24 protein-coding genes are annotated in these 23,942 nt (G+C 63.4%); 20 read left to right on the forward strand and 4 right to left on the reverse strand.

Features of this window, described 5'->3' with window-relative positions; translation table 11 throughout:
- The first annotated feature begins 1 nt into the window (after position 1).
- The 5 genes from C2L65_RS05745 to ftsB all read left to right on the forward strand — a co-directional run bounded on the left by C2L65_RS05745 (position 2) and on the right by ftsB (position 5,569).
- The gene (locus C2L65_RS05745; protein ID WP_042307092.1) at positions 2-796 is read left to right on the forward strand and encodes an alpha/beta fold hydrolase; all 795 of its coding nucleotides are present in this window, start codon (positions 2-4) and stop codon (positions 794-796) included.
- Between the two features lie 251 nt (positions 797-1,047).
- Positions 1,048-2,709, forward strand: a complete 1,662-nt coding sequence (gene pyrG, locus C2L65_RS05750) for a CTP synthase (protein ID WP_035990645.1) — start codon at positions 1,048-1,050, stop codon at positions 2,707-2,709.
- Positions 2,706-3,560: a 3-deoxy-8-phosphooctulonate synthase gene (gene kdsA, locus C2L65_RS05755; protein WP_035990648.1), complete on the forward strand. Its 855-nt coding sequence runs from the start codon at positions 2,706-2,708 to the stop codon at positions 3,558-3,560. The genes pyrG and kdsA overlap by 4 nt, the downstream gene beginning before the upstream one ends.
- Positions 3,561-3,699: 139 nt before the next feature.
- Entirely contained in the window at positions 3,700-4,983 is a 1,284-nt protein-coding gene (eno, locus tag C2L65_RS05760) for a phosphopyruvate hydratase (RefSeq protein WP_042307094.1), read from the forward strand.
- Positions 4,984-5,140: 157 nt separating this feature from the next.
- Positions 5,141-5,569, forward strand: a complete 429-nt coding sequence (ftsB, locus tag C2L65_RS05765; protein WP_042307096.1) for a cell division protein FtsB — start codon at positions 5,141-5,143, stop codon at positions 5,567-5,569.
- Between the two features lie 127 nt (positions 5,570-5,696).
- Here the strand turns inward: ftsB and C2L65_RS05770 are convergent, their stop codons facing one another.
- The 3 genes from C2L65_RS05770 to C2L65_RS05780 all read right to left on the reverse strand — a co-directional run bounded on the left by C2L65_RS05770 (position 5,697) and on the right by C2L65_RS05780 (position 7,737).
- Positions 5,697-6,074 (reverse strand): hypothetical protein, encoded by a 378-nt coding sequence (locus C2L65_RS05770; RefSeq protein WP_042307144.1) that lies wholly within the window; start codon positions 6,072-6,074, stop codon positions 5,697-5,699.
- A 125-nt stretch (positions 6,075-6,199) separates the two neighbouring features.
- Positions 6,200-7,150, reverse strand: coding sequence for an Hsp33 family molecular chaperone HslO (hslO, locus tag C2L65_RS05775; RefSeq protein ID WP_042307098.1), 951 nt, complete (start codon positions 7,148-7,150; stop codon positions 6,200-6,202).
- A gap of 62 nt (positions 7,151-7,212) precedes the next feature.
- Positions 7,213-7,737 (reverse strand): gamma carbonic anhydrase family protein, encoded by a 525-nt coding sequence (locus tag C2L65_RS05780; protein WP_007580393.1) that lies wholly within the window; start codon positions 7,735-7,737, stop codon positions 7,213-7,215.
- Positions 7,738-7,965: 228 nt separating this feature from the next.
- On the opposite strand from C2L65_RS05780, the gene C2L65_RS05785 reads away from it, so the two are divergent.
- From C2L65_RS05785 to C2L65_RS05830, 10 genes are all read left to right on the forward strand, one after another.
- The gene (locus C2L65_RS05785; protein ID WP_042307101.1) at positions 7,966-8,820 is read left to right on the forward strand and encodes a ferritin-like domain-containing protein; all 855 of its coding nucleotides are present in this window, start codon (positions 7,966-7,968) and stop codon (positions 8,818-8,820) included.
- Positions 8,821-8,900: 80 nt separating this feature from the next.
- Complete coding sequence (locus tag C2L65_RS05790; RefSeq protein WP_042307103.1) at positions 8,901-9,797, forward strand: alpha/beta fold hydrolase; 897 nt, start codon at positions 8,901-8,903, stop codon at positions 9,795-9,797.
- Positions 9,798-9,884: 87 nt separating this feature from the next.
- Entirely contained in the window at positions 9,885-10,715 is an 831-nt protein-coding gene (locus tag C2L65_RS05795) for a 3',5'-nucleoside bisphosphate phosphatase (RefSeq protein ID WP_042307105.1), read from the forward strand.
- An 86-nt stretch (positions 10,716-10,801) separates the two neighbouring features.
- A complete protein-coding gene (locus C2L65_RS05800) occupies positions 10,802-11,437 on the forward strand; it encodes an L-threonylcarbamoyladenylate synthase (RefSeq protein ID WP_007580400.1) in 636 nt (211 codons plus the stop codon).
- A 58-nt stretch (positions 11,438-11,495) separates the two neighbouring features.
- Entirely contained in the window at positions 11,496-12,158 is a 663-nt protein-coding gene (locus C2L65_RS05805) for a site-2 protease family protein (RefSeq protein WP_042307108.1), read from the forward strand.
- A gap of 9 nt (positions 12,159-12,167) precedes the next feature.
- Positions 12,168-13,370 (forward strand): tryptophan--tRNA ligase, encoded by a 1,203-nt coding sequence (locus C2L65_RS05810; RefSeq protein ID WP_042307110.1) that lies wholly within the window; start codon positions 12,168-12,170, stop codon positions 13,368-13,370.
- Complete coding sequence (locus C2L65_RS05815) at positions 13,370-13,987, forward strand: class I SAM-dependent methyltransferase (protein WP_042307112.1); 618 nt, start codon at positions 13,370-13,372, stop codon at positions 13,985-13,987. The genes C2L65_RS05810 and C2L65_RS05815 overlap by 1 nt, the downstream gene beginning before the upstream one ends.
- Before the next feature lie 42 nt (positions 13,988-14,029).
- Complete coding sequence (gene dapA / locus C2L65_RS05820; RefSeq protein ID WP_007580404.1) at positions 14,030-14,938, forward strand: 4-hydroxy-tetrahydrodipicolinate synthase; 909 nt, start codon at positions 14,030-14,032, stop codon at positions 14,936-14,938.
- 104 nt (positions 14,939-15,042) lie between these two features.
- Positions 15,043-16,191 (forward strand): NlpB/DapX family lipoprotein, encoded by a 1,149-nt coding sequence (gene bamC / locus C2L65_RS05825; protein WP_042307113.1) that lies wholly within the window; start codon positions 15,043-15,045, stop codon positions 16,189-16,191.
- Between the two features lie 8 nt (positions 16,192-16,199).
- Complete coding sequence (locus C2L65_RS05830; protein WP_042307115.1) at positions 16,200-16,973, forward strand: MBL fold metallo-hydrolase; 774 nt, start codon at positions 16,200-16,202, stop codon at positions 16,971-16,973.
- 91 nt (positions 16,974-17,064) lie between these two features.
- On the opposite strand, the gene C2L65_RS05835 is transcribed toward C2L65_RS05830, so the two are convergent.
- The gene (locus C2L65_RS05835; RefSeq protein WP_007580408.1) at positions 17,065-17,763 is read right to left on the reverse strand and encodes a Bax inhibitor-1/YccA family protein; all 699 of its coding nucleotides are present in this window, start codon (positions 17,761-17,763) and stop codon (positions 17,065-17,067) included.
- Between the two features lie 315 nt (positions 17,764-18,078).
- Here C2L65_RS05835 and ndk point away from each other — a divergent pair, with 315 nt between their 5' ends.
- The 5 genes from ndk (at position 18,079) to hisS (ending at position 23,910) form a co-directional block, all read left to right on the forward strand.
- Positions 18,079-18,504 carry a nucleoside-diphosphate kinase gene (ndk, locus tag C2L65_RS05840; RefSeq protein WP_007580409.1) on the forward strand — a complete coding sequence of 142 codons (426 nt, stop codon included), beginning with the start codon at positions 18,079-18,081 and terminating at the stop codon, positions 18,502-18,504.
- 108 nt (positions 18,505-18,612) lie between these two features.
- On the forward strand, positions 18,613-19,761 hold the full coding sequence (gene rlmN / locus C2L65_RS05845) for a dual-specificity RNA methyltransferase RlmN (RefSeq protein WP_042307117.1): 1,149 nt from the start codon (positions 18,613-18,615) through the stop codon (positions 19,759-19,761).
- Positions 19,762-19,969: 208 nt separating this feature from the next.
- Entirely contained in the window at positions 19,970-21,109 is a 1,140-nt protein-coding gene (locus tag C2L65_RS05850; RefSeq protein WP_042307118.1) for a helix-turn-helix domain-containing protein, read from the forward strand.
- 124 nt (positions 21,110-21,233) lie between these two features.
- A complete protein-coding gene (ispG, locus tag C2L65_RS05855; protein WP_042307120.1) occupies positions 21,234-22,535 on the forward strand; it encodes a flavodoxin-dependent (E)-4-hydroxy-3-methylbut-2-enyl-diphosphate synthase in 1,302 nt (433 codons plus the stop codon).
- A gap of 31 nt (positions 22,536-22,566) precedes the next feature.
- Positions 22,567-23,910: a histidine--tRNA ligase gene (hisS, locus tag C2L65_RS05860; protein WP_042307122.1), complete on the forward strand. Its 1,344-nt coding sequence runs from the start codon at positions 22,567-22,569 to the stop codon at positions 23,908-23,910.
- The last annotated feature ends 32 nt before the right edge of the window (positions 23,911-23,942 follow it).

Here is a 23,942-nt window from a genome sequence, read left to right on the forward strand (position 1 = left end):
CTTGAAGAACATCATCCATTTCTCGCATGCAAACGGATTTCCGGCGTCCACCTATCGGACGTTTTTCGCCGAACTCTCGGATGACTACGACATGCGTTTCATCGAGCGGATCGGCCATGACGCGCGGTACCCCGTGACGCGCGACTGGCCGCATCTGGTCGACGAGTTGCTGGATGACATCGGCCGTGCTTACGAGAACCCGGTATGGCTCGTCGGGCATTCGCTCGGCGGCTATCTTTCGTTGATGGCGGCGCTGAGAAAGCCGCAATGGGTGCGCGGCGTGGTGATGCTCGATTCGCCCGTTATCGCGGGCTGGCGCAGCAATATGTTGCGCGTGTCGCAGTGGACGGGGCTCGACGAGCGGCTGTCGCCCGCTGCGGCAACGCGCACGCGGCGCACGCGCTGGGGCAGCCGCGACGAGGCATGGCGGCACTTCCATTCGAAGCCCGCGTTTGCGCGCTGGGACGAGCGGGTCCTGTCCGACTACATCGACTTCGGCATTCCACAGGCGGGCGCCGACGGCACGCGGGAACTCGCTTTCGACCGGCAGACCGAGTACCGGATCTACAAGACCTTGCCGCATACGTTCGGCAGCCGGCTCGCGCGCGGCACGCCCGTGCCCATCGGCTTCGTCGCCGGGACGCGGTCGCGGGAAGTGCGGCAGGCGGGACTGCACGCCACCCGGCGCATCGCGGGCGAGCATTTCGAGTGGATGGAAGGAAGCCACCTGTATCCCATGGAGCGGCCCATCGAAACGGCACGCGCCGTGCAGAGAATACTGCGTGGGCTCGAATGATTTTCGCCTGCGACGCCATTGGCGTTCGCGGATAAATGAAACGCCGGGCCGCGCTGCGACATAAACCCGCAACAAACCCACGGCGCATCTAACGCACGAAACGCGCGAACCGAAATCCATCCTGCGTCCACGCGAAAAGCGGCCCCGTGGATGCTCAAAAAGAACGCTCGATCGTCGCGAACGAGCCGCCCCAGGTATGGGCTGGATGCACACGTTCGGGTATAATCCGTTTTTCCCGCGAGCATCCAGCGATGACCAAATATGTTTTCGTCACCGGCGGCGTAGTTTCTTCCCTCGGCAAGGGTATTGCCGCCGCTTCCCTCGCCGCGATCCTCGAATCGCGCGGTCTGAAAGTCACCCTCCTCAAGCTAGACCCCTACATCAACGTCGACCCCGGCACGATGAGCCCGTTTCAACACGGCGAAGTGTTCGTGACGGAAGACGGGGCGGAGACCGACCTCGACCTTGGCCACTATGAGCGCTTCATCAGCACGAAGATGCGCAAGGCCAACAACTTCACCACGGGCCAGATATACGAATCGGTGATCCGCAAGGAACGCCGCGGCGATTATCTCGGCAAGACGGTGCAGGTCATTCCGCACATCACGAACGAAATCCAGGCATTCGTCGAACGCGGCGCGGCATCCGCGACGTGCGGCGAGCCGGACGTCGCCATCGTCGAAGTGGGCGGCACGGTCGGTGACATCGAATCGCTGCCGTTCCTCGAAGCCGCGCGCCAGATGAGCCTGCGCATGGGCCGTAACAGCGCGTGCTTCGTGCATCTGACGCTGGTGCCGTTCATCGCCACCGCGGGCGAACTGAAGACCAAGCCGACGCAGCACAGCGTGCAGAAGCTGCGCGAAATCGGTATCTATCCGAACGTGCTGCTGTGCCGCGCCGACCGCCGTATTCCCGACGACGAGCGCGCGAAGATCTCGATGTTCTCGAACGTGCCGGAAGACGCCGTGATCTCGGTGTGGGACGTCGACAGCATCTACAAGATTCCGCAGATGCTGCACGACCAGGGCCTCGACGAACTGATCTGCGAAGAGCTCAAGCTGACGGCCAAGCCGGCGGATCTGTCGATGTGGTCGGGCCTCGTCGAGAAGCTCGAACACCCGAAGAGCGAAGTGACGATCGGCATGGTCGGCAAGTACGTCGAGCTGACGGAGTCGTACAAGTCGCTGATCGAAGCGCTGCGCCATGCGTCGATCCACACGTCGACCAAGGTCAACATCGAATACATCGACTCCGAAGAAGTGGAAGAACACGGCGTCGACAGCCTCAAGCATCTGGATGCCGTGCTGGTGCCGGGCGGTTTCGGCCGTCGCGGTACGGAAGGCAAGATCAAGGCGATCCGCTACGCACGCGAAGCGAAGGTGCCGTATCTCGGCATCTGCCTCGGCATGCAGCTGGCCGTGATCGAATTCGCGCGCGACGTCGTCGGCCTCAAGGATGCGAACAGCACGGAATTCGACCCGGAAACGCCGAATCGCGTGGTCGCGCTGATTACCGAGTGGTACGACCGCGACGGTAAGGTCGAGAAGCGTACGGAAGAATCCGATCTGGGCGGCACGATGCGCCTCGGTTCGCAGCGTTGCCCGATCAAGCCGGGCACGATGGCCGAAGAGATTTACGGCAAAGATGTGAACGAGCGTCACCGTCACCGTTATGAAGTCAATAACCGCCTCGTGCCCCAGCTCGAAGCGGGCGGCCTTATCATCAGCGCCCGTACTCCGAGCGAAGATCTGCCGGAAATGATGGAACTGCCGCGCTCGATGCACCCGTGGTTCGTCGGCGTTCAGTTCCACCCCGAATTCACGTCGACGCCGCGCGACGGACACCCGCTCTTCAAGGCATTCGTCGAAGCGGCGCGCGCCCATCGCGAAGCGAGCGTCGAGGAGAAAGTATGAAACTGGGCGATTTCGAAATCGGCCTCGACAAGCCGTTTTTCCTGATCGCTGGCACCTGCGTCGTCGAATCTGAACAGATGACGATCGACACGGCCGGCAAGCTGAAGGAAATCTGCGCGAAGCTGAAGATTCCGTTCATCTACAAGTCTTCGTACGACAAGGCCAATCGCAGCAGCGGCAAGTCGTTTCGTGGGCTGGGAATGGATGAGGGGTTGCGCATCCTGTCCGAAGTGAAGCGTCAGCTTGGCTTGCCCGTTCTGACGGACGTCCACAGCGAGCACGAGATCGAGCAGGTGGCATCCGTGGTCGACGTGTTGCAGACGCCGGCGTTCCTGTGCCGCCAGACGGACTTCATCCACGCGTGCGCGCGCTCGGGCAAGCCCGTCAACATCAAGAAAGGCCAGTTCCTCGCGCCGCACGACATGAAGAACGTGATCGACAAGGCGCGTGATGCCGCGCGTGAAGCGGGTCTGTCGGAAGACCGCTTCATGGCGTGCGAGCGCGGCGTGTCGTTCGGCTATAACAACCTCGTGTCCGACATGCGCTCGCTCGCGATCATGCGTGAGACGGGCGCCCCCGTCGTGTTCGACGCGACTCACTCGGTGCAGTTGCCGGGCGGGCAGGGCACGAGTTCGGGCGGCCAGCGCGAGTTCGTGCCGGTGCTGGCGCGTGCCGCCGTCGCCACGGGCATCGCGGGTCTGTTCATGGAAACCCATCCGAATCCGGCCGAAGCGAAGTCGGACGGTCCCAATGCCGTGCCATTGCATCGCATGGCCGATCTGCTCGAAACGCTGTTGACCCTCGATCAGGCCGTGAAGCGCACGCCGTTCCTCGAGAACGATTTCAACTGATGCAGTCACGCGCGCTTCGCTGCTGTCCGGCGACGCGCGCGTGCTCCAACCCGATGGTCGTCGAACGCGTCCGGACGCGTGCTGTCGAAGTGAACCGGACGTCTCACCTTAAGAATTCATCGTCATTTCAGAGGAAACCATGAGTGCTATCGTAGATATCATCGGTCGCGAGATTCTCGATTCGCGAGGCAACCCCACCGTCGAATGCGACGTGCTGCTCGAATCGGGCACGATGGGCCGCGCGGCTGTGCCGTCGGGTGCATCGACGGGTTCGCGTGAAGCGATCGAACTGCGCGACGGCGAAACCGGCCGTTACAGCGGCAAGGGTGTGCTGAAGGCTGTCGAGCACATCAACACCGAAATCTCCGAAGCGATCATGGGCCTCGACGCTTCCGAGCAGGCCTTCCTCGACAAGACGCTGCTGGAACTGGACGGCACCGACAACAAGTCGCGTCTCGGCGCGAACGCGATGCTGGCTGTCTCGATGGCCGTCGCGAAGGCTGCTGCTGAAGAAGCCGGCCTGCCGCTGTACCGCTACTTCGGCGGCTCGGGCGCGATGCAACTGCCCGTGCCGATGATGAACATCGTCAACGGCGGCGCGCACGCGAACAACAGCCTGGACATCCAGGAATTCATGATCGTCCCCGTCAGCCAGCCGACGTTCCGCGAAGCGCTGCGCTGCGGCGCCGAAGTGTTCCACGCGCTGAAGAAGATCCTGTCGGACCGTGGCATGAGCACGGCCGTGGGCGACGAAGGCGGCTTCGCGCCGAACTTCGGCAGCAACGACGAATGTCTGTCGACCATCCTGCAAGCCATCGAAAAGGCTGGCTACCGCGCCGGTGAAGACGTGCTGCTTGCGCTCGACTGCGCAGCCAGCGAGTTCTACCACGACGGCAAGTACCAGCTGGCGGGCGAAGGCCTGCAACTGTCGTCGTCGGAATTCGCCGATTACCTCGGCGCGCTCGCGGACAAATTCCCGATCGTGTCGATCGAAGACGGCATGCACGAAAGCGACTGGGAAGGCTGGAAGATCCTCACCGACAAGCTCGGCAAGAAGATCCAGCTGGTCGGCGACGACCTGTTCGTGACGAACACGCGCATCCTGAAGGAAGGCATCGAGAAGGGCATCGCGAATTCGATCCTGATCAAGATCAACCAGATCGGCACGCTGACGGAAACCTTCGCAGCGATCGAAATGGCCAAGCGCGCGGGCTACACGGCTGTGATCTCGCACCGCTCGGGCGAAACGGAAGACTCGACGATCGCCGACATCGCAGTCGGTCTCAACGCGGGTCAGATCAAGACGGGCTCGCTGTCGCGCTCGGACCGTATCTCGAAGTACAACCAACTGCTGCGTATCGAGGAAGATCTCGGCGATATCGCCAGCTACCCGGGCAAGTCGGCGTTCTACAACCTGCGTTGAACGTCCTCGAATGAGCCGGATTGACGCGAGTAAGTGACGCTTGATGTCAACAAACCCGTCTCAATAACCGTTAAACCGGTTATGCTTCGCTACTGATTCACCCTACCGCCCTGCGTAAAGCGCAGGGCGGCGCACATTCAACCCTGCAATTCACTTCATGCGGCTCGTCACCGTCGTTCTGCTCGTCCTGCTGGTGCTGATCCAATACCCTCTGTGGTGGGGCCATGGCGGCTGGCTGCGCGTTCACGAACTGCAACAGGAACTGGCGCAGCAGTTGAAAAAGAACGCGGACGCGAAGGAGCGCAACGAGCGCATCCAGGGTGAGGTGCAGGATCTGCAGAACGGCACGGCCGCCGTCGAAGAACGCGCCCGCTACGAAATGGGCATGGTCAAGGACAGCGAAGTGTTCGTCCAGTTCGTGTCGCCGAATGCGCCGTCGCCGGCGGCGAACGCGCCGCAGTCGAATACGTCGACGCGCGGACAGATCACGGGCGCGCCGCTGCGCGTGGTGCCGAATCCGGAATCGCGCGCGAAGCCGGATCGTAAGCACGCGAAAAAGGATCCGAAGGAGAAGAAGCCGGGTTGATGCTGGTGCGGTGTGAAGCCGGTGCAGCAGGCTCATGAAAAAAGGCGCGGTTCGCAATGAACCGCGCCTTTTTGTTTGGCGGGACGAAACGCGGGCGGGCGTTCCGAAAGTCAGACCGACGCGCCGCTCACCAGCCCCAACCCGGCGCATAGCCGTAGCCGATGCCCGTGCCCCAGCCGTGTCCCCATCCGCCGCTGTAGTAGCTGCCGTACACGGAGACGGGCGGCGCGGCATAGCGTGAATATGCCTGCGCGGCGGCGTCGGCGGCCATGGCCTGGTTCTGCTCGGCCATCACCTGCTTGTCGATTGCGTCGTAGCGGGCGCGTTCTTCCGGTGAGAGCGGTTGCGCCGTCGCGGCGATGCCCGACTGGTCCGCAGGCAGGCGGCTATAAATCGGCGACGGGCCGGGCGGGTCCAGCATGCAGCCCGACAGCGCCATCGCGCCCGCAACGAGCGCAAGCGCCGCTATTCGGTGTACGGGTTGGAACAGCGAAGGGGCATTCATGTCGACCTCCATCGGTCGGATACCTAAGCAAATCGATCGCCGGAAATCAAGCGGCCGCCAGTATCCGATGATACCGCGCCGTCGCCCGCCCGCAGCGGGGGCGAAGCGACGCGGACGTTCTAGCTTTAGTGCCGCTGCTCGGCAGCGGGCGCCACTCCCTGTGAGAGCCCGCTCGCGACAAAAAGTTGCGCCACGTCGACAGGGTCGAATTCATAGCGCTGGTTGCAATATTCGCAGTGAATCTCGACGTGGCCGCGCTCTTCGATCACGCTGTCCACTTCCTCGCGGCCCAGCATTTTCAGCATGTTGCCCACGCGCGCGCGCGAGCACGTGCACTCGAAGCGGGTTCGTGTCGGCTCGAAATGCTGGACGTTCTCCTGCCAGAAGAGACGCCGGAACAGCGTGTTCGGGTCTTCCGCCAGCATTTCGTCTTGCGACAGCGTGCTGCCGAGCGTACACAGCCGGTCCCAAGTATCGGCGTCGATTTCGCCCGGATGCGGGACGATGCCGCCGTCGCCGGGCAGCTTCTGCAGCAGCATGCCAACGGCGCGCTCGTTGTTCGCGGCAAGCCACATGCGCGTGTCTAGCTGCTCCGAATGATGCATGTAGTGCTCGAGCACTTGCGCCATCGACGTGAGCGGCCCGTTTTCGTCCGAAAGCGGAACGATGCCCTGATAAGGCTGCTGGCCGGGAACCTTGTTCTTCGGATCGAGCGTGATCACGCAACGGCCGTGGCCGCCCGGATTGACGAGATCGACGAGCGACAGGTCTTCGGCGATCGTGTGCGCGGCGTCGCCGGAGAACTTGGCCGTCGCGCGCATCGACAGGTCCGAATTGCACTGGACGACGAGCATCTTCACGGGGCCGTCGCCGAAGATCTGCATGATCAGCGTGCCATCGAACTTCAGATTCGCCGACAGCAGTGCGCACGCGGCCATCATCTCGCCGAGCACGTTCCGCACGGGCGCCGGATAGCTTCTGCGCGTCAGGACTTCCTGCCACGTGTTGCTCAGCGAAACGATCTCGCCGCGAACGGGCGCCGCGCTGAACATGAATTTCTGCAACTGGTCACTCACAACTTTTCCTCGGTCGAACCGCGCGGTGGGAAGGCCACGCGTGGCGCGCCGTGCGGTCGGCCCTAGCCGATGCGCACGAGTTGCGCCTTGAAATAATCCCTGCGCTCTACGTAGATGTCCGCAGCGCGCTTCAGGCCTTTGATATCTGCTTCAGTCAGTTCCCGGACAACCTTTGCGGGTGATCCGAGAATCAGGGAATTGTCAGGAAAAACCTTGCCCTCGGTAACGACGGCGCCTGCGCCAACCAGACAATTGCGGCCGATTACCGCTCCATTCAAGACCACGGCCTGAATGCCGATCAGCGCGCCTTCCTTGACCGTACAGCCGTGTAGCATCGCCTGATGGCCGACCGTCACGCCCGCTTCGAGCGTCAGCGGGAAGCCCGGATCGGCGTGCAGGACGGCGCCTTCTTGTATGTTAGTGCCCTTGCCGACGGTGATTGGCTCGTTGTCGCCGCGAATCGACGCGCCGAACCAGATGCTCGCGTTTTCTTCGACGGTCACCTTGCCGATGATGGTCGCGGTATCCGCGACGAACACGCTTTCGTGGATGGTCGGGGCGGCGTCGCCAAGCTTGTAGATTGCCACAGTGTCTCCTCTGGTCTCATGCAAGACGGTTGCTGTCGTCGGGATGGCAGCCGTGCCGCCGCCGGGCTGGCGACGAGGCGCCTTGCGCGAAATGGCGGCATCCCGCGCGGCATGGTCGAATCGCGTATTGTAAACGGTTGTGCCATTGGCCCGTGCGAAGCATGCGCGCGGGCAACGCCGTGTCAGAATCGCTCGTTTTTGTCTTTTTTTGCTGGTTCCCGTTTCGTGATGCATGCTCCCGAGTCGATCCGTCCCCATCCGATGATTTGCGCCCGTTCCGAGGCGCTCGCCGTGCTGGCAGAGCGTGTTCCCGCTGCCAAAGCCGCGGCGGCGCAGACGCTTTACGCGCGCGTGCAGGCAGGGGAGGCGCTCGTATCGCCGGAACGCGTGCTGGACGAGCCGACGGAGTTGCCGGGTCGCCCAGCGCGGCCCGAACTGGTCGAGCCGCGCAAACTCGGGCGACGCAGCATGCAGTCGCCAGAAGGGCGCGCAGTGTTGCTGCACGCGCTCGCACACATCGAGTTCAACGCAATCAACCTCGCGCTCGACGCCGTATGGCGTTTCGGCGGCATGCCCGAAGCGTTTTACGTCGACTGGCTGAAGGTGGCATCGGAAGAGGCGCATCACTTTTCGCTGCTGTCGGCGCGTTTGGCCGAATTCGGTCATGCGTACGGTGACTTTCCGGCGCACGACGGCCTGTGGGACATGTGCGAGCGCACGCGCGGCGACGTGCTTGCGCGCATGGCGCTGGTGCCGCGCACACTGGAGGCGCGCGGGCTCGACGCCTCGCCGCCGATCCGCGCGCGCCTGCAACAGGCGGGCGATCACGCGTCGGCGGCGATTCTGGACGTGATCCTGCGCGACGAAATCGGACATGTTCTGATCGGCAACCGCTGGTTCCGGCATCTGTGCGACGAGGCGGGTATCGACGCGCATCAAACCTACTTGCGTCTTTCCGAGGAATATCACGCGCCGAAACTGCGCGGTCCGTTCAATTTCGAAGCCCGCCGCGACGCCGGTTTCGAGGAAGAGGAACTCGCCGCGCTGGCGGGTCTCGACGCGCAGCAGCGCCCGGCCGACTGAGCCCGTTTCCGGCTCGGGCCAAGCGGCGACGCGGCGATCCCGATATAATAGAACGATCATTCGTTTTCCGCGACCGCGCCATGAACCGTCCGCTCAAACCTTCCGTATCCGAATTCGTGACCGTGCGCGGCGTGCGCCTGCACGTGCGTCGCTGGGGCAATCCCGATGCGCCGACGCTCTTCATGCTGCACGGCTGGATGGACGTCGCCGCGTCGTTCCAGTTCGTCGTCGACGCGCTCGCGGGCGACTGGCAGGTGATCGCGCCCGATGCGCGCGGCTTCGGTCTGTCCGACTGGCCCGTTGCGCATCAAAATGGCGGCCATTACTGGTTCCACGAATATCTGGCCGACCTCGACGCGCTGCTGGACCACTACGCGCCAACGGGCGAAGTGAACCTCGTCGGGCACAGCATGGGCGCGAACGTCGTGTGCCTGTATGCCGGCGCAAGGCCCGAGCGCGTGCGCCGCGTGGTCGATCTGGAGGGATTCGGGCTCCCGCCGTCGAAGCCCGCGCAACTGCCGCGCCGGATCGCGTCGTGGCTCGACGAACTGCGCGAGCCGCCCACCCTGCGCCGCTACGCAACGCTCGACGACGTCGCCGCGCGTCTCATCAAGACCAACGCACGCCTGGACCCGCAGCGCGCGCGCTTTCTCGCGCAGCACTGGTCGAAGCCGGACGGCGAGGGCGGCTTCATGCTGCTCGCCGATCCCGCGCACAAGATTCGCGGGCCGCTGCTGTACCGGCTCGATGAAGTGATGGCCGTCTGGGCGAACGTGCGCGCCCCGGTGCTTCACGTCGAAGCCGCTGCATCGCCGACCCTCGCGATGCTGGCGGGCAACATTCCGCTCGACGAATTCAAGGCGCGTTTCCAGGCGTTTCCCGACTGGCGCGAAGCCATCATCGACGACGCGGGCCACATGGTTCACCACGATCAGCCGGAGCAGATCGCGGCGCTGATCGAAGCGTTTTGCGCGTAGTGCGCGTTCTACATTTGTCTCGACGAATCCTCTGCGTGTGCTTACTGCGTTGCAGTAAAATGGTCGGATCACGCTATCCATAAAACGATGAACGCCGATCTGCATTGCCATTCCACCGTTTCCGACGGCGCTTTCGCGCCCGCCGATGTCGCGCGCCGCGCGCATGCGGGCGGCGTGACGCTGTGGGCGCTCACCGATCACGACGAAATCAGCGGTCAGGTCGAAGCGCGCGAAGCGGCCGAAGCACTCGGCATGCAGTATTTGAGCGGCGTCGAAATTTCGGTGACATGGGCGTCGCGCACCATTCACGTGGTCGGCCTGCATGTCGATCCTGCCTGCAAGGATCTCGTCGAAGGGCTCGAGCGCACGCGCAATGGCCGCGCCGCGCGGGCGGAAGCGATCGGCGAGCAGCTGGCCACGCTCGGCATTCCCGACGCGTACGCAGGCGCACTGAAGTTCGTGTCGAATCCCGACATGATTTCGCGCACGCACTTCGCGCGCTTCATGGTCGAGAGCGGCTACGCGGAAAACACGCAGGACGTGTTCAACCGCTTTCTCGGCGATGGCAAGCCGGGCTACGTGGCGCATCGCTGGTCGAAGCTCGCCGACGCCGTCAAATGGATTCGGGTGTCGGGCGGCGAAGCGGTGATCGCGCATCCGGGCCGCTATGCATACACGCAGACCGAGTTCGACGCGCTGTTCGCGGAATTCATCGATCTCGGCGGCAAGGCAATCGAAGTCGTGACGGGCAGCCACACGCCCGATCAGTATCGCGAGTATGCGGACGTCGCGCGCCGCTTCGGCTTTGAAGCATCGCGCGGTTCCGACTTTCATGCGGCGGGCGAAGGCCGCGTCGATCTCGGCAGTTTGCCGCCGCTGCCGTCCGATCTGAAGCCAGTCTGGGAACGTTGGCTGTAAGCTCTGGTTTCGCGCGTTGCGCGGGCATGCCCGCTGCATGAGCCTTTGCTTGCTGTCTGCCGATTCCCGACCTTCTGACCGACATCATGTCCCAATATTTTCGGCTTCACCCGGACAATCCGCAGCCGCGGCTGATCAAGCAGGCGGCGCAGATCATCGAAGGCGGCGGCGTAGTCGCGCTGCCGACGGATTCCAGCTACGCGCTCGCGTGCCAGCTCGACAACAAGGATGCTGTCGACCGCGTGCGGCGCATTCGCGGGCTGGACGACCGGCAATTGCTGTCGCTGCTCGTGCGCGATCTGTCCGAGCTGGCCAACTTCGCGCTCGTCGACAACCGCCAATACCGTCTGATCAAATCAGTGACGCCGGGTCCCTATGTGTTCGTGCTGCAGGCGACCAAGGAAGTGCCGCGGCGCCTGTCGCATCCATCGCGCAAGACGATCGGCCTGCGGGTGCCCGACCACGCGATCACGCTCGCCATCCTAGAAGAGCTCGGTGAGCCGCTGCTCGGCTCGACGCTGATCCTGCCGGGCGAAACGCAGCCGTTGAACGATCCGGAAGAAATCCGCGAGAAACTGGAAAAGCAACTGGATCTGGTGATCGACGGTGGCGCGTGTCCGTGCGAGCCGTCGACGGTGATCGACCTGACGGGCGAAGAGCCCGTGCTGGTGCGCCCGGGCCGCGGCTCGCTCGCGCCGTTCGGTCTTGAAGAGACGGCATAAAAGTCACATGACCGAAAGCCGACAGAGCCGCAAGGCGCCGTTGTTACAATAGAGCGATATGGATTCCTCCCTGATACAGACCATCGTCGTCTACGCATTGCCCGTGATCTTCGCGATCACGCTGCACGAGGCGGCGCACGGCTACGTCGCGCGCATGCTCGGCGACAACACTGCGTACGTGCTCGGCCGCGTGTCGTTCAATCCGATGCGGCACATCGACCCGATCGGCACGATCGTGATTCCGCTCGTGCTGTACTTCGCCACGAGCGGCGCATTCATGTTCGGCTACGCCAAACCCGTGCCCGTCGCGTTCGGCAACCTGCGCAATCCGCGCTGGGGCTCGATGTGGGTCGCGCTCGCGGGCCCGCTGTGCAATTTCGCGCAGGCGCTCGTCTGGGGCATCTTTGGTGTCGCGCTCGCAGCGATGAATGTCGACGAGCCGTTCTTCACGCGCATGGCGGGTGCGGGCGTCGGCGTGAATCTGGTGCTCGGCGTGCTGAATCTCTTTCCATTGCCGCCGCTCGACGGCGGCCGCGTGCTGACGGCGCTGTTGCCCGTGCGCCCGGCGATGGCGCTCGCGCGCATCGAGCCTTACGGTTTCTTCATCGTGATGGCGCTCGTGATGACGGGCACGTTGACGCGTTTCTGGCTGCGTCCGCTCGTGAATATCGGCTATGAGGCCGTGACGGTTATCCTGACACCTCTCGTTTCGCTTCTATAAATCAAAACCATGTACCCCGACCGTATCTTCTCCGGCATGCGGCCTACCGGCTCGCTGCACCTCGGCCACTATCACGGCGTGCTGAAAAACTGGGTGCGTCTGCAATCCGAGTACCCGTGTTTCTTCTGCGTGGTCGACTGGCATGCGCTGACGACGCACTATGAAACGCCGGAAGTCATCGAGAAGAACGTCTGGGATGTGCTGATCGACTGGCTTGCTTCGGGCATCGATCCGGCGCAGGCGACGCTGTTCATCCAGAGCCGCGTGCCCGAGCACGCCGAACTCTCGCTGCTGCTCGGCATGAGCACGCCGCTGAGCTGGCTCGAACGCGTGCCGACCTACAAGGAACAGATCGAGAAGCTGCGCGACAAGGATCTCGGCACGTACGGCTTCCTCGGCTATCCCGTGCTGATGGCCGCTGACATCCTGCTGTACCGTGCTTCGCTCGTTCCCGTCGGCGAGGATCAAGTGCCGCACGTCGAAATGGCGCGCGAAATGGCGCGGCGCTTCAACCACATGTACGGGCGCGAACCCGGCTTCGAAGAAAAGGCGAACGAAGCCGCGAAGAAGCTCGGCGGCAAGCGCTCGAAGCTTTATCACGAACTGCGCGTCGCGTATCAGCAGGAAGGCCACGAAGAAGCGCTCGAAAAGGCGCGCGCGATGCTGTCGGAGTCGCAAAGCCTGTCGATGAGCGATCGCGAGCGCCTGTTCGGCTACCTCGAAGGCTCGCGCAAGATCATCCTGCCCGAGCCGCAGGTGCTGCTGACGGAAGCGTCGCGGATGCCCGGTCTCGACGGCCAGAAGATGTCGAAGTCGTACGGCAACACGATCGGCCTGCGCGAAGACGCCGAGACGATCACGAAGAAGGTCCGCACCATGCCGACCGACCCGGCGCGCGTGCGCCGCACCGATCCGGGCGATCCGGACAAGTGCCCGGTGTGGCAGCTTCATCAGGTCTACACCGACGCCGACACGCACGAGTGGGTGCAGAAGGGCTGCCGCACGGCGGGCATTGGGTGTCTGGAGTGCAAGCAGCCGGTGATCGAAGGCATTCTGCGTGAGCAGCAGCCGATGCTCGAGCGCGCGCAGAAGTATATGGACGATCCGTCGCTGTTGCGCGCGATCGTCGCCGACGGCTGCGACAAGGCGCGCCGTTTCGCCTCGGAGACGATGCGCGACGTGCGCGAAGCGATGGGCCTGTCGTACACCTGATGACGGACGGCCAGAACCCGCGCGTGTCGGGCGCAAACCATGCGGCGATCGGTGAGCCATCGCGCTGGGTCAAGCGCTGGGTACACCTGGTCGAAGCGGGCGGCGCGGTGCTCGACGTGGCATCGGGAGCGGGGCGGCACGCGCGGTTTTTCGCGTCGCGCGGCCATCCCGTTACGGCAATCGACCGCGATGCCGCCGCTCTGGAGTCGATGAGCGACATGGACGGCATCACGACCCTCGCCGCCGATATCGAAAACGGTCCGTGGCCGTTGCCGGCGGATGCGCAATTCGCAGCCGTCGTCGTCACGAACTATCTGCACCGTCCGCTCTTTCCCCAATTGCTGGGTGCGCTGGCGCCTGGCGGCGTGCTGATCTACGAAACCTTCGCGAAGGGCAACGAAACGGTCGGCAAGCCTTCGAACCCCGCTTTTCTGCTCGCGCCCGGCGAGCTGCTCGACACGGTGCGTGGACTGTTACGTGTCGTTGCATTTCAAGCTGGATTCCTCGCGGAGCCGCGTCCCGCTTACGTGCAGCGCATTTGCGCGGTGCGCGAGCCGGATGGGTCGGTCGAAACGAAAGATACGGGTGTTCCCCCGCGTTACGATCTGACCGGTTAATCCGCTACAATCGCAGTTTATTGAACAAATTCATGGCGTTTCATGGCTAACGGCACTCAGCAAGACGGCGTCGCGATTCGCGGCAGCATTCCCGCCATCATCACTCCGATGCTCGAAGACGGCAGTCTCGATCTCCCCGCCTTCCGCAAACTGGTCGACTGGCACATCGAAGAGGGCACGAACGGTCTGGTCGTGGTCGGCACGAGCGGCGAGTCGGCGACGCTGTCGGTCGAGGAGCACGTGCTGATGGTCCGGACAGCCGTCGAGCAGGCAGCCGGCCGCATCCCCGTGATCGCAGGCGCGGGCGCCAATTCGACGACGGAAGCCATCGAGCTGACCGAGCAGGCGAAGAAAGTGGGTGCCGATGCCACGCTTCAGGTCGTGCCGTACTACAACAAGCCGACGCAGGAAGGCATCTACCGCCATTTCTCGAAAATCGCCGAAACTGTCGATCTTCCCGTGATCCTGTACAACGTGCCGGGCCGCACGGTCGCGGACATGTCGAACGAGACCATTCTGCGTCTCGCGAACGTGCCGGGGATCATCGGCGTGAAGGAAGCGACGGGCAACATCGACCGCGCTGCGCATCTGATCAAGTCGGCGCCGGCGCACTTCGGCATCTACAGCGGCGACGATCCGACCGCGATTGCACTGATGCTGCTGGGCGGCCATGGCAATATCTCGGTGACGGCGAACATCGCGCCGCGCCTGATGAGCGACCTGTGCAAGGCCGCGCTCGCAGCCGACGCGAAGACGGCGCGAGAAATCCATCTGAAACTTCTCTCGCTGCACAAGAACCTCTTCATCGAATCGAATCCGATTCCCGCCAAGTGGGCGTTGCAGCAACTGGGCCGCGTCAAGGGCGGCATCCGTCTGCCTCTCACGCCGCTCGACGCGCGTTACCACGACGTGGTTCGCGCCGCGCTGCGCGAGGCTGGGCTGCTCGGCTGAGCGTCTGACTTTTCAGGCGCCTCCCGGCATTTTTTCAACTGACGTCGATATCGCCCACGGTCCGCACCGATCCAGGCAGCGCGTTTAGCTTCACGAAGGACCCCATGAAACGTTCCGCACTTTCCCTCCACGCAACGCGCCTGGCGGCGCTGACGCTTGCGGCTGGCGCGATCGCGTCGCTTTCTGGCTGCGAGTCGCTGAACGACATGCTCGCGTCGGACCGAGTGAACTACAAGGCAACCGCGAGTGCGCCGCCGCTCGCCGTGCCGAGCGATCTGTCCGCTGCGCAGATCGACCAGCGCTACGTGGCGCCTCCTGCCGGCGCGGCGCTTGGCGGTGCAACGGAGCGTGCCAAGACAGCAGCGGGCAACCTGACGGAAGGGGTGCCGACCGCGCAAGACCCGCTGGGCATGCATATCGAGCGCGACGGCGACCGCCGCTGGCTGGTCGTGGACGGCCGCTCGCCGGAACAGCTGTGGCCGCAGTTGCAGGAGTTCTGGACCGAGAACGGTTTCTCGCTGAAGACGGATGCGCCGACCACGGGCATCATGTCGACCGACTGGGCGGAAAACCGCGCCAACATTCCGGACGACTGGTTCCGCCGCACGATCGGCAAGGTCGTCGATTTCGCGTACTCGTCGGGCACGCGGGACAGCTTCCGCACGCTGGTTTCGCGCGACGCGAGCGGTGCGACGGATATCTCGATCACGCACTCGGCGATGGAAGAAGTGCTGACGGGGCAGGACAAGACGTCGTCGCGCTGGGTCGAACGTCCACGCGATCCCGCGCTGGAAGCTGAGTTCCTCGCCAAGCTGATGCAGAAGTTCGGCCTCACCGACGCGCAATCGAAGCAACTGCTGACGGACGCGCGTCCGGCGACGGCGCAGGCGCAACTCGACAAGAGCGCGGGCGGCGCGACGCTCGACCTGCCTGAATCGTTCGATCGCGCGTGGCTGCGCGTCGGCCTTGCGCTCGACCGCACGAACTTCACCGTCGACAACCGCGATCGCGAAAAGGGCATCTACTACGTGCGCTACGCGGATTCGATGCAGGAACTCAAGCGCGACGGCCTGTTCGGCAAGCTGTTCTACAGCGACAAGAGCGCGAAAAAAGACAGCCACGAATTCCTCGTCAACGTGCGCTCGAAGGGCGACGCGATGACGCAGGTTGCCGTCGTCGACTCGAATGGCCAGGTGGATACGTCGTCGGACGCGCAGCGCATCGTGTCGCTGCTGCATGCGCAACTGAACTAAGGCGGGTCGTGCGATTCGCCAGTCTGGGAAGCGGCAGTGAAGGCAATGCGTTGCTGGTCGAAGCCCAAAGCGGTGTCACGACTACGCGCATCCTGCTGGACTGCGGCTTCTCGGGCAAAGAAGTCGCCCGGCGGCTGGAACGGCTGGGCGCGGGCGTCGACGAGCTCGACGCCATTCTCATCACACACGAACACAGCGATCACATCGGCAGCGCGCTGACACTGGCGCGCAAGCTGTCCATTCCGTTGTACATGAGCTGGGGCACGGCCCGCGCCGTGGGCGCCGACGAAGCCGATGTCGATCTGCATGTGATGTGGGGCGACGAAGCCGTCGCAATCGGCGATCTGAGCGTGCTGCCGTACACCGTGCCGCACGACGCGCGCGAGCCGCTGCAATACATATTCTCCGATGGCGCATCGCGCCTGGGCGTGTTGACCGACGTCGGCACGTCGACGCCGCATATCAGCGCGGTGCTGAGCGGATGCGATGCGCTCGTGCTGGAATGCAATCACGATGTGCAGATGCTGGCGGGTTCGCGCTATCCGCCGTCGCTGAAGGCGCGGATCGGCGGCAATCATGGGCATCTGAACAACGACGCGGCGGCGGATATTCTCGCGTCGCTCGATCGCTCGAAGCTGCGGCACCTGGTGGCGGCGCATCTGAGTCAGCAGAACAATCTGCCTGAACTGGCGCAGGCTGCGATGGCTGGCGTGCTAGGCGCGGCGGCAACAGAAGTGGTGGTGGCGACGCAAAGCGACGGGTTCGGCTGGTTGAGCCTTTAAGCGTCGCCGCGCGCATGGCGCCTTGAAATGAAAAACGCCCGTGACGATTGCTCGTCACGGGCGTTTCTATTTAGCTAACGATCAGCGTCGATCAGTTACGGTTGCCGCCGAAGATGCCGAGGAGCGCCAGCAGGTTCACGAACACGTTGTACAGGTCGAGATAGATCGCAAGCGTCGCCGTGATGTAGTTCGTCTCGCCGCCGTTCACGACGCGCTGCACGTCGAACAGCATGTAGGCCGAGAAGATCACGATCGCGAGCACGGACACCGTCAGCATCAGCGCAGGCAGTTGCAGAAACACATTCGCAACCATGGCCAGCAGCAGCACGATCACGCCGACGAACAGCCATTTGCCGAGGCCCGAGAAGTCACGCTTGCTGACCGTGGCGATCGTCGCCATCGCGGCGAAGATCACACCAGTGCCACCGAAGGCGAGCATGATCAGCTGCGGCCCGTTCGAAAAGCCCAGGATGAAGCTCAGCAGGCGCGACAGCATCAGGCCCATGAAGAACGTGAAGCCGAGCAGCACGAACACGCCGACGGAGCTGTCCTTCGTCTTCTGGATCGCGAACATGAAGCCGAACGCGATGGCGAAGAACGCGAGCATGCTCATCGCCGGGCTGGTGGCGGCGAACAGCGAGAAGCCGGTGGCGACGCCCACCCACGCGCCGAGGACGGTCGGCACCATCGACAGCGCGAGCAGCCAGTAGGTGTTGCGCAGTACCCGGTTGCGGGTTTCGGCCGTGGTGACGCTGCCGCCCCGGCCAAAGGTATTGGGATAATCGTTCATGGTTTCTCCTTGCGTCAGACGCAGTGTTGCGACGTGGCTTGCAACGGTTTTTGTACGGCGCCGGCTGGCGGTTGCCACCCTGGCACTCGAACCCACAACCCTAAGATTAGCGGCGTAGCGGGGAGTTTCAATGCGGCGCACGACACCGTGCGATTACATTGTGTTACCCGATTCTTAGCGCTGACTTAAAACGGTTTGGGCAGCTTCAATTTCGACCTTACAGAATCGTAAGGGTTCAATCGCAATCATACACTGGAACATGCTACAATAGCGGATTCATTTAAATCTGTAACCTCTTAATTTTCTGGAGTTTTTATGGCGATCGAACGCACCCTGTCGATTATCAAGCCGGACGCAGTGGCCAAGAACGTGATCGGCCAGATCTACAGCCGCTTCGAAAACGCTGGCCTGAAGATCGTGGCATCGCGCATGGTTCACCTGTCGCGCGCTGACGCAGAGAAGTTCTACGCTGTGCATGCAGAACGCCCGTTCTTCAAGGATCTGGTTGAATTCATGATCTCCGGCCCGGTGCAGGTTCAAGTCCTGGAAGGCGAAGGCGCCATCCTGAAGAACCGCGACCTGATGGGTGCAACGGATCCGAAGAAGGCCGACAAGGGCACGATCCGTGCTGACTTCGCCGACAGCATCGACGCGAACGCAGTCCATGGCTCGGACGCAGTGGAAACGGCACGCGGCGAAATCGCGTTCTTCTTCCCGGAAGTCAACGTCTACTCGCGCTAAGCGCTTCGTAAGACAGCAGTAATAGCAGCAGGAGCGGGCGCGAGCGGCATACGCGTTCATGCAGCTTGTTGCATGAACGCAGTCTCGCACTGAATGGCAGGATTCGATATGACGAGCAGTCCCACCGTCAACCTTCTCGATCTCGACGCCGCTGGCCTCGTCGCGTATTGCGACAGCCTCGGCGAGAAGCCGTTTCGCGCCAAGCAATTGCAGCGCTGGCTACACCAGTACAACGCTGCCGACTTCGACGGGATGACCGATCTCGCGAAGTCCTTGCGCGAAAAGCTGAAAGGGCGTGCATCGATTACGATGCCGCCCATCGTCAGCGACCATATTTCCACCGACGGCACACGCAAGTGGCTCGTCGACGTCGGTAACGGCAATGCCGTTGAAACCGTCTTCATCCCCGAAGAAACGCGTGGCACGCTGTGCGTGTCGTCGCAGGCGGGGTGCGCCGTCAACTGCCGGTTCTGTTCGACGGGCAAGCAAGGTTTCTCACGCAATCTCAGCACGGGCGAAATCATCGGCCAGCTGCGCATGGCCGAATTTGCGCTGCGCGCGTCGCTCGGCGCGGCCGGTGGGCGCGCGACGGGCGGTGAGGGTAAGGGCGAGCGCGTCGTCACGAACGTCGTGATGATGGGCATGGGCGAGCCGCTGCTCAATTACGACGCCGTCGTGCCGGCCATGCGCCTGATGCTCGACGACAACGCCTACGGCCTGTCGCGCCGGCGCGTCACGCTGTCCACCTCGGGCGTGGTGCCGATGATGGACCGGCTCGGCGCCGATCTGCCCGTGGCACTCGCCGTTTCGCTGCACGCGCCGAACGACGCGCTGCGCGACGTGCTGGTGCCGCTCAACAAGAAGTATCCGCTGCGCGAGCTGATGGCCGCGTGCCAGCGGTATCTGAAAGTCGCGCCGCGTGACTTCATCACATTCGAATACTGCATGCTCGACGGCGTGAACGACAGCGAGGCGCACGCACGCGAGTTGCTGGCCGTCACGCGCGACGTGCCGTGCAAATTCAACCTGATTCCGTTCAATCCGTTCCCGGAATCGGGGCTGTTTCGCTCGAAAAACGAGCAGATCAAGCGTTTCGCGCAAGTGTTGATCGACGCGGGGGTCGTCACGACAGTTCGCAAGACGCGCGGCGACGATATCGACGCTGCCTGCGGTCAGCTGGCGGGCGCGGTCAAGGACCGCACGCGCCTGGCCGAGCGCACCGGCAAGTCGAAGGTCATCGAAGTCCGCGCCGTGTAAGGCCCGCGACAGGCGAAAAGGGGCGGCATGCCAGCAAGCTGCCTCTTCGGGTGCGCCGTGTCGCGTGAAGTGAAAAGAAAGTTTGCAAAAGCGATCGGAAGCGGCACGCACAGCCGCACATTTTGTTATAAACGGTCTGCGAAACCGGGCGAGGCGAAAGCCGCCCCTTCGCATGAGTGATAAAAGAATCGACGCGAAAGGATTTGGGATGAGTGAGCCGCAGCACCCGCAACCGCACGACATGGATACGCATTCGGATCGACCGCTGCCGGCGGCCGTGCCGGCAGCCGTGCCGACCGGGTTCGACTCGCTGGGCGCCGTCGGCGCGCGGCTCGCGCAGTTGCGCGAGTCAAAAGGCTGGTCGGTCGAGGACGTGTCCGCGCGCCTGAAGGTTTCGCCGGGCAAGCTGCGCGGGCTCGAAGCAGGCGATCTCACCCAGTTGCCGGACACCACGTTCGCGCTGGGCGTCTTGCGCAGTTACGCAAAAATGGTGGGTGCCGATCCCGCCCCGATGACGCAGGCGCTGCGCCGCGAAAAGGGCGTGCCAGAACCTGCGCTGACCATGCCGGCGTCGGCGGGCACCGATCTGCCGCGCGGGAAAGTGTCGCTGTCGCTGGGCGGCGGTGCGCCGCGTCGCCGTTCGTGGATGTGGGGCATCGCGCTCGCTGTGGTCGTGCTGATCGCGCTCGCCATGTGGCATACGAACAATGGTGACTCGACCGCGTGGCTCACGCGTTTGAAAGGCATCGCCGGCAGTGCGACGTCGACGGAAACGGCATCGTCGAGTGCAGCACAGGCCGCAAGCGGTTCGGCTGTGACGGGCGAAATCAGCGCGTCGGATTCGGCGGCGCAAACGGATACGCAAGCGGCTGCCGAAGGCGCGTCGGCGACGCCGATGCCCACGCCGCTTCCGATGGCAGGCGTTGCGCCGGCATCGACGGTCGCATCGGCATCGACGGTCGCATCGGCATCGACGGTCGCATCGGCATCGACGGTCGCATCGGCATCGACGCCGGCTGCTGCGGCGCCGAAGGCCGCGAGCGCTGCGCCGGCCGTCGCGGCGGCTGCGTCGGCGAGCGAGTCGTCGGTCGCGCCGGAAGGTTCGTCGACGGTCGCGCTGTCGGTCAAGCAGGACAGTTGGTTCAGCGTGCGCCAGAAGGACGGCAAGGAAGTATTCTCCGGCCTCGTACACGCGGGTGAAAACAAGGAAGTCAGCGGGATGCCGCCGCTCAAGGTGACGGTCGGCAACAAGGCGGGTCTGGACTCGATCACGCTGGACGGCCAGCCGGTCGACCCGGCCAAATATGCGTCGGCGAAGGGCAATGTGGCACGCTTCGCGCTGCCCTGACGCCAGTTCAATCGTGTGCGTCGCGGCTTCGAGGCCGCGGCGCTTTTTCAATTCACGCGCCGTATTTCTCAACGGGGCCGGACACATTCCGGGCCGTGGGCAGGCGGCGTAAGCGGGTTTATCGATGCACTCCGATCAAGTGAAATCCAGCAGTCAGATTGTTTCGACCGTGCCGGTGTTCGGCGGTCATGCGCCGCGTCGCCGCTCGCATGCGGTCGACGTCCGTTGGGGCGGCCAGCTCGTGACGATCGGCGGCGACGCGCCCGTGCGCGTGCAGTCGATGACGAACACCGATACGGCAGACGCGATCGGCACGGCAATCCAGATCAAGGAACTCGCGCAGGCTGGCTCGGAACTCGTCCGTATCACGGTCAACACGCCGGAAGCGGCGGCCGCCGTGCCCGCGGTTCGCGAGCAGCTCGACCGCATGGGCGTCACAGTGCCGCTGGTCGGCGATTTCCACTACAACGGCCATCTGCTGCTGCGCGACTATCCGGGCTGCGCGGAGTCGCTGTCGAAGTACCGGATCAATCCCGGCAACGTCGGCCAGGGTGCGAAGCGCGACACGCAGTTCGCGCAGATGATCGAAGCGGCCGCGAGGTACGACAAGCCGGTGCGCATCGGCGTGAACTGGGGCAGCCTCGATCAGGACCTGCTCGCACGGATGATGGACGAAAACGCCACGCGCGCCGAACCGTGGGAAGCGCAAAGCGTGATGTACGAAGCGCTGATCCAGTCGGCGATCGGCTCGGCGGAACGTGCTGTCGAACTCGGCCTTGGGCGCGACAAGATCATCCTGTCGTGCAAGGTAAGCGGCGTGCAGGATCTGATCGCTGTCTACCAGGAACTCGCGCGCCGTTGCGACTTCGCGCTGCACCTCGGCCTGACGGAAGCGGGCATGGGATCGAAGGGCATCGTCGCTTCGACGGCTGCGCTCTCCGTGCTGCTGCAACAGGGTATCGGCGACACGATCCGTATCTCGCTGACGCCGGAACCGGGCGCATCGCGCACGGGCGAAGTGATCGTCGGCCAGGAAATCCTGCAGACGATGGGCCTGCGCTCGTTCACGCCGATGGTCATCGCATGTCCCGGCTGTGGCCGCACGACGAGCACGCTGTTCCAGGAACTCGCATCGCAAATTCAGACGTATCTGCGCACGCAAATGCCGATGTGGCGCGACACGTACCCCGGCGTCGAGAAGATGCACGTCGCCGTGATGGGTTGCATCGTCAATGGTCCGGGCGAGTCCAAGCACGCGAACATCGGTATCAGCCTGCCTGGCTCGGGTGAAAACCCCGCCGCGCCCGTGTTTATCGACGGCGTGAAGGTCAAGACGCTGCGCGGCGAACACATCGCGCAGGAATTCCAGCAGATCGTGAGCGATTACGTCGAGCGCACCTATGGTCGCGCCGAAGCGACGAACTGATTCGCTCCACATCCAATCGTCAAGTAGACAGATGACTGAACAGAAGAAGCAGAAGCTCGAAAAGTTGTCCGGCGTGAAGGGCATGAACGACATCCTTCCGCAGGACGCCGGCTTGTGGGAATTTTTCGAATCGACGGTCAAGTCGATGCTGCGTTCGTACGGATACCAGAATATCCGCACGCCGATCGTCGAGCACACGCAGCTCTTCACGCGCGGTATCGGCGAAGTGACCGACATCGTCGAGAAAGAGATGTACAGCTTCACCGACGCGCTGAACGGCGAAAACCTGACGATGCGTCCGGAGAACACGGCTGCCGTGGTGCGCGCATCGATCGAACACAACATGCTGTACGACGGCCCGAAGCGCCTGTGGTACATCGGCCCGATGTTCCGTCACGAGCGTCCGCAGCGTGGCCGTTACCGCCAGTTCCATCAGGTGGGTGTCGAGGCACTCGGCTTCGCCGGTCCGGACACGGACGCTGAGATCATCCTGATGTGCCAGCGTCTGTGGGACGACCTCGGGCTGACGGGCATCAAGCTCGAAATCAACTCGCTGGGTCTCGCGGAAGAGCGTGCAAAGCACCGCGTCGAACTGATCGCGTATCTCGAGAAACACCTCGACGTGCTCGACGAAGACGCGAAGCGTCGTCTGCACACGAACCCGCTGCGCGTGCTGGATACGAAGAACCCGGCCATGCAGGAAGTCGCGCAGAATGCGCCGAAGCTGATCGATTTCCTCGGCGAGGAATCGCGCGCGCACTTTGAAGGGCTGCAGCGCATCCTGAAGGCGAACAACATTCCGTTCACGATCAATCCGCGTCTCGTGCGCGGTCTGGATTATTACAATCTGACCGTGTTCGAATGGGTTACCGACAAGCTCGGCGCGCAAGGTACGGTCGCGGCAGGCGGCCGCTACGATCCGCTGATCGAGCAGCTCGGCGGCAAGCCGACAGCGGCGTGCGGCTGGGCGATGGGTATCGAACGCATTCTCGAGCTGCTGAAGGAAGAGAAGCTCGTGCCCGAAGCAGAAGGCTGCGATGTGTACGTCGCGCACCAGGGCGATGCGGCACGCGAGCAAGCGTTCATTGTCGCCGAGCGTCTGCGTGACACGGGCCTCGACGTGATTCTGCATTGCAGTCCTGATGGTCAGGCGTCGAGCTTCAAGTCGCAGATGAAGCGCGCGGACGCAAGCGGCGCAGCGTTCGCCGTGGTCCTCGGCGAAGATGAGATCGCGAACGGCACGGCTGGCGTGAAGGCCCTGCGCGACACCTCGCAAAGCGATGGAAAGAGCGAGCAACAAACGGTGCCGCTCGAAGACTTGACCGAATATCTAATCAATGCGATGGTTGCGTCCACCGAAGACGGCGACGACTGATCGCGGCGTCATTCGACGGGCCGCACCGGTTG

The sequence above is a fragment of the Paraburkholderia terrae genome (genome assembly GCF_002902925.1).
In the GTDB taxonomy this organism is placed as follows: domain Bacteria; phylum Pseudomonadota; class Gammaproteobacteria; order Burkholderiales; family Burkholderiaceae; genus Paraburkholderia; species Paraburkholderia terrae.

What these genes read in the sequence shown, in the direction of transcription:
- pyrG (WP_035990645.1), top strand. Translation starts at nt 1,048, where the DNA reads ATGACCAAATATGTTTTCGTCACCGGCGGCGTAGTTTCTTCCCTCGGC.
- kdsA (WP_035990648.1), top strand. Translation starts at nt 2,706, where the DNA reads ATGAAACTGGGCGATTTCGAAATCGGCCTCGACAAGCCGTTTTTCCTG.
- eno (WP_042307094.1), top strand. Translation starts at nt 3,700, where the DNA reads ATGAGTGCTATCGTAGATATCATCGGTCGCGAGATTCTCGATTCGCGA.
- ftsB (WP_042307096.1), top strand. Translation starts at nt 5,141, where the DNA reads ATGCGGCTCGTCACCGTCGTTCTGCTCGTCCTGCTGGTGCTGATCCAA.
- C2L65_RS05770 (WP_042307144.1), bottom strand. Translation starts at nt 6,074, where the DNA reads ATGAATGCCCCTTCGCTGTTCCAACCCGTACACCGAATAGCGGCGCTT.
- C2L65_RS05785 (WP_042307101.1), top strand. Translation starts at nt 7,966, where the DNA reads ATGCATGCTCCCGAGTCGATCCGTCCCCATCCGATGATTTGCGCCCGT.
- C2L65_RS05790 (WP_042307103.1), top strand. Translation starts at nt 8,901, where the DNA reads ATGAACCGTCCGCTCAAACCTTCCGTATCCGAATTCGTGACCGTGCGC.
- C2L65_RS05795 (WP_042307105.1), top strand. Translation starts at nt 9,885, where the DNA reads ATGAACGCCGATCTGCATTGCCATTCCACCGTTTCCGACGGCGCTTTC.
- C2L65_RS05800 (WP_007580400.1), top strand. Translation starts at nt 10,802, where the DNA reads ATGTCCCAATATTTTCGGCTTCACCCGGACAATCCGCAGCCGCGGCTG.
- C2L65_RS05805 (WP_042307108.1), top strand. Translation starts at nt 11,496, where the DNA reads ATGGATTCCTCCCTGATACAGACCATCGTCGTCTACGCATTGCCCGTG.
- C2L65_RS05810 (WP_042307110.1), top strand. Translation starts at nt 12,168, where the DNA reads ATGTACCCCGACCGTATCTTCTCCGGCATGCGGCCTACCGGCTCGCTG.
- C2L65_RS05815 (WP_042307112.1), top strand. Translation starts at nt 13,370, where the DNA reads ATGACGGACGGCCAGAACCCGCGCGTGTCGGGCGCAAACCATGCGGCG.
- dapA (WP_007580404.1), top strand. Translation starts at nt 14,030, where the DNA reads ATGGCTAACGGCACTCAGCAAGACGGCGTCGCGATTCGCGGCAGCATT.
- bamC (WP_042307113.1), top strand. Translation starts at nt 15,043, where the DNA reads ATGAAACGTTCCGCACTTTCCCTCCACGCAACGCGCCTGGCGGCGCTG.
- C2L65_RS05835 (WP_007580408.1), bottom strand. Translation starts at nt 17,763, where the DNA reads ATGAACGATTATCCCAATACCTTTGGCCGGGGCGGCAGCGTCACCACG.
- ndk (WP_007580409.1), top strand. Translation starts at nt 18,079, where the DNA reads ATGGCGATCGAACGCACCCTGTCGATTATCAAGCCGGACGCAGTGGCC.
- rlmN (WP_042307117.1), top strand. Translation starts at nt 18,613, where the DNA reads ATGACGAGCAGTCCCACCGTCAACCTTCTCGATCTCGACGCCGCTGGC.
- C2L65_RS05850 (WP_042307118.1), top strand. Translation starts at nt 19,970, where the DNA reads ATGAGTGAGCCGCAGCACCCGCAACCGCACGACATGGATACGCATTCG.
- ispG (WP_042307120.1), top strand. Translation starts at nt 21,234, where the DNA reads ATGCACTCCGATCAAGTGAAATCCAGCAGTCAGATTGTTTCGACCGTG.
- hisS (WP_042307122.1), top strand. Translation starts at nt 22,567, where the DNA reads ATGACTGAACAGAAGAAGCAGAAGCTCGAAAAGTTGTCCGGCGTGAAG.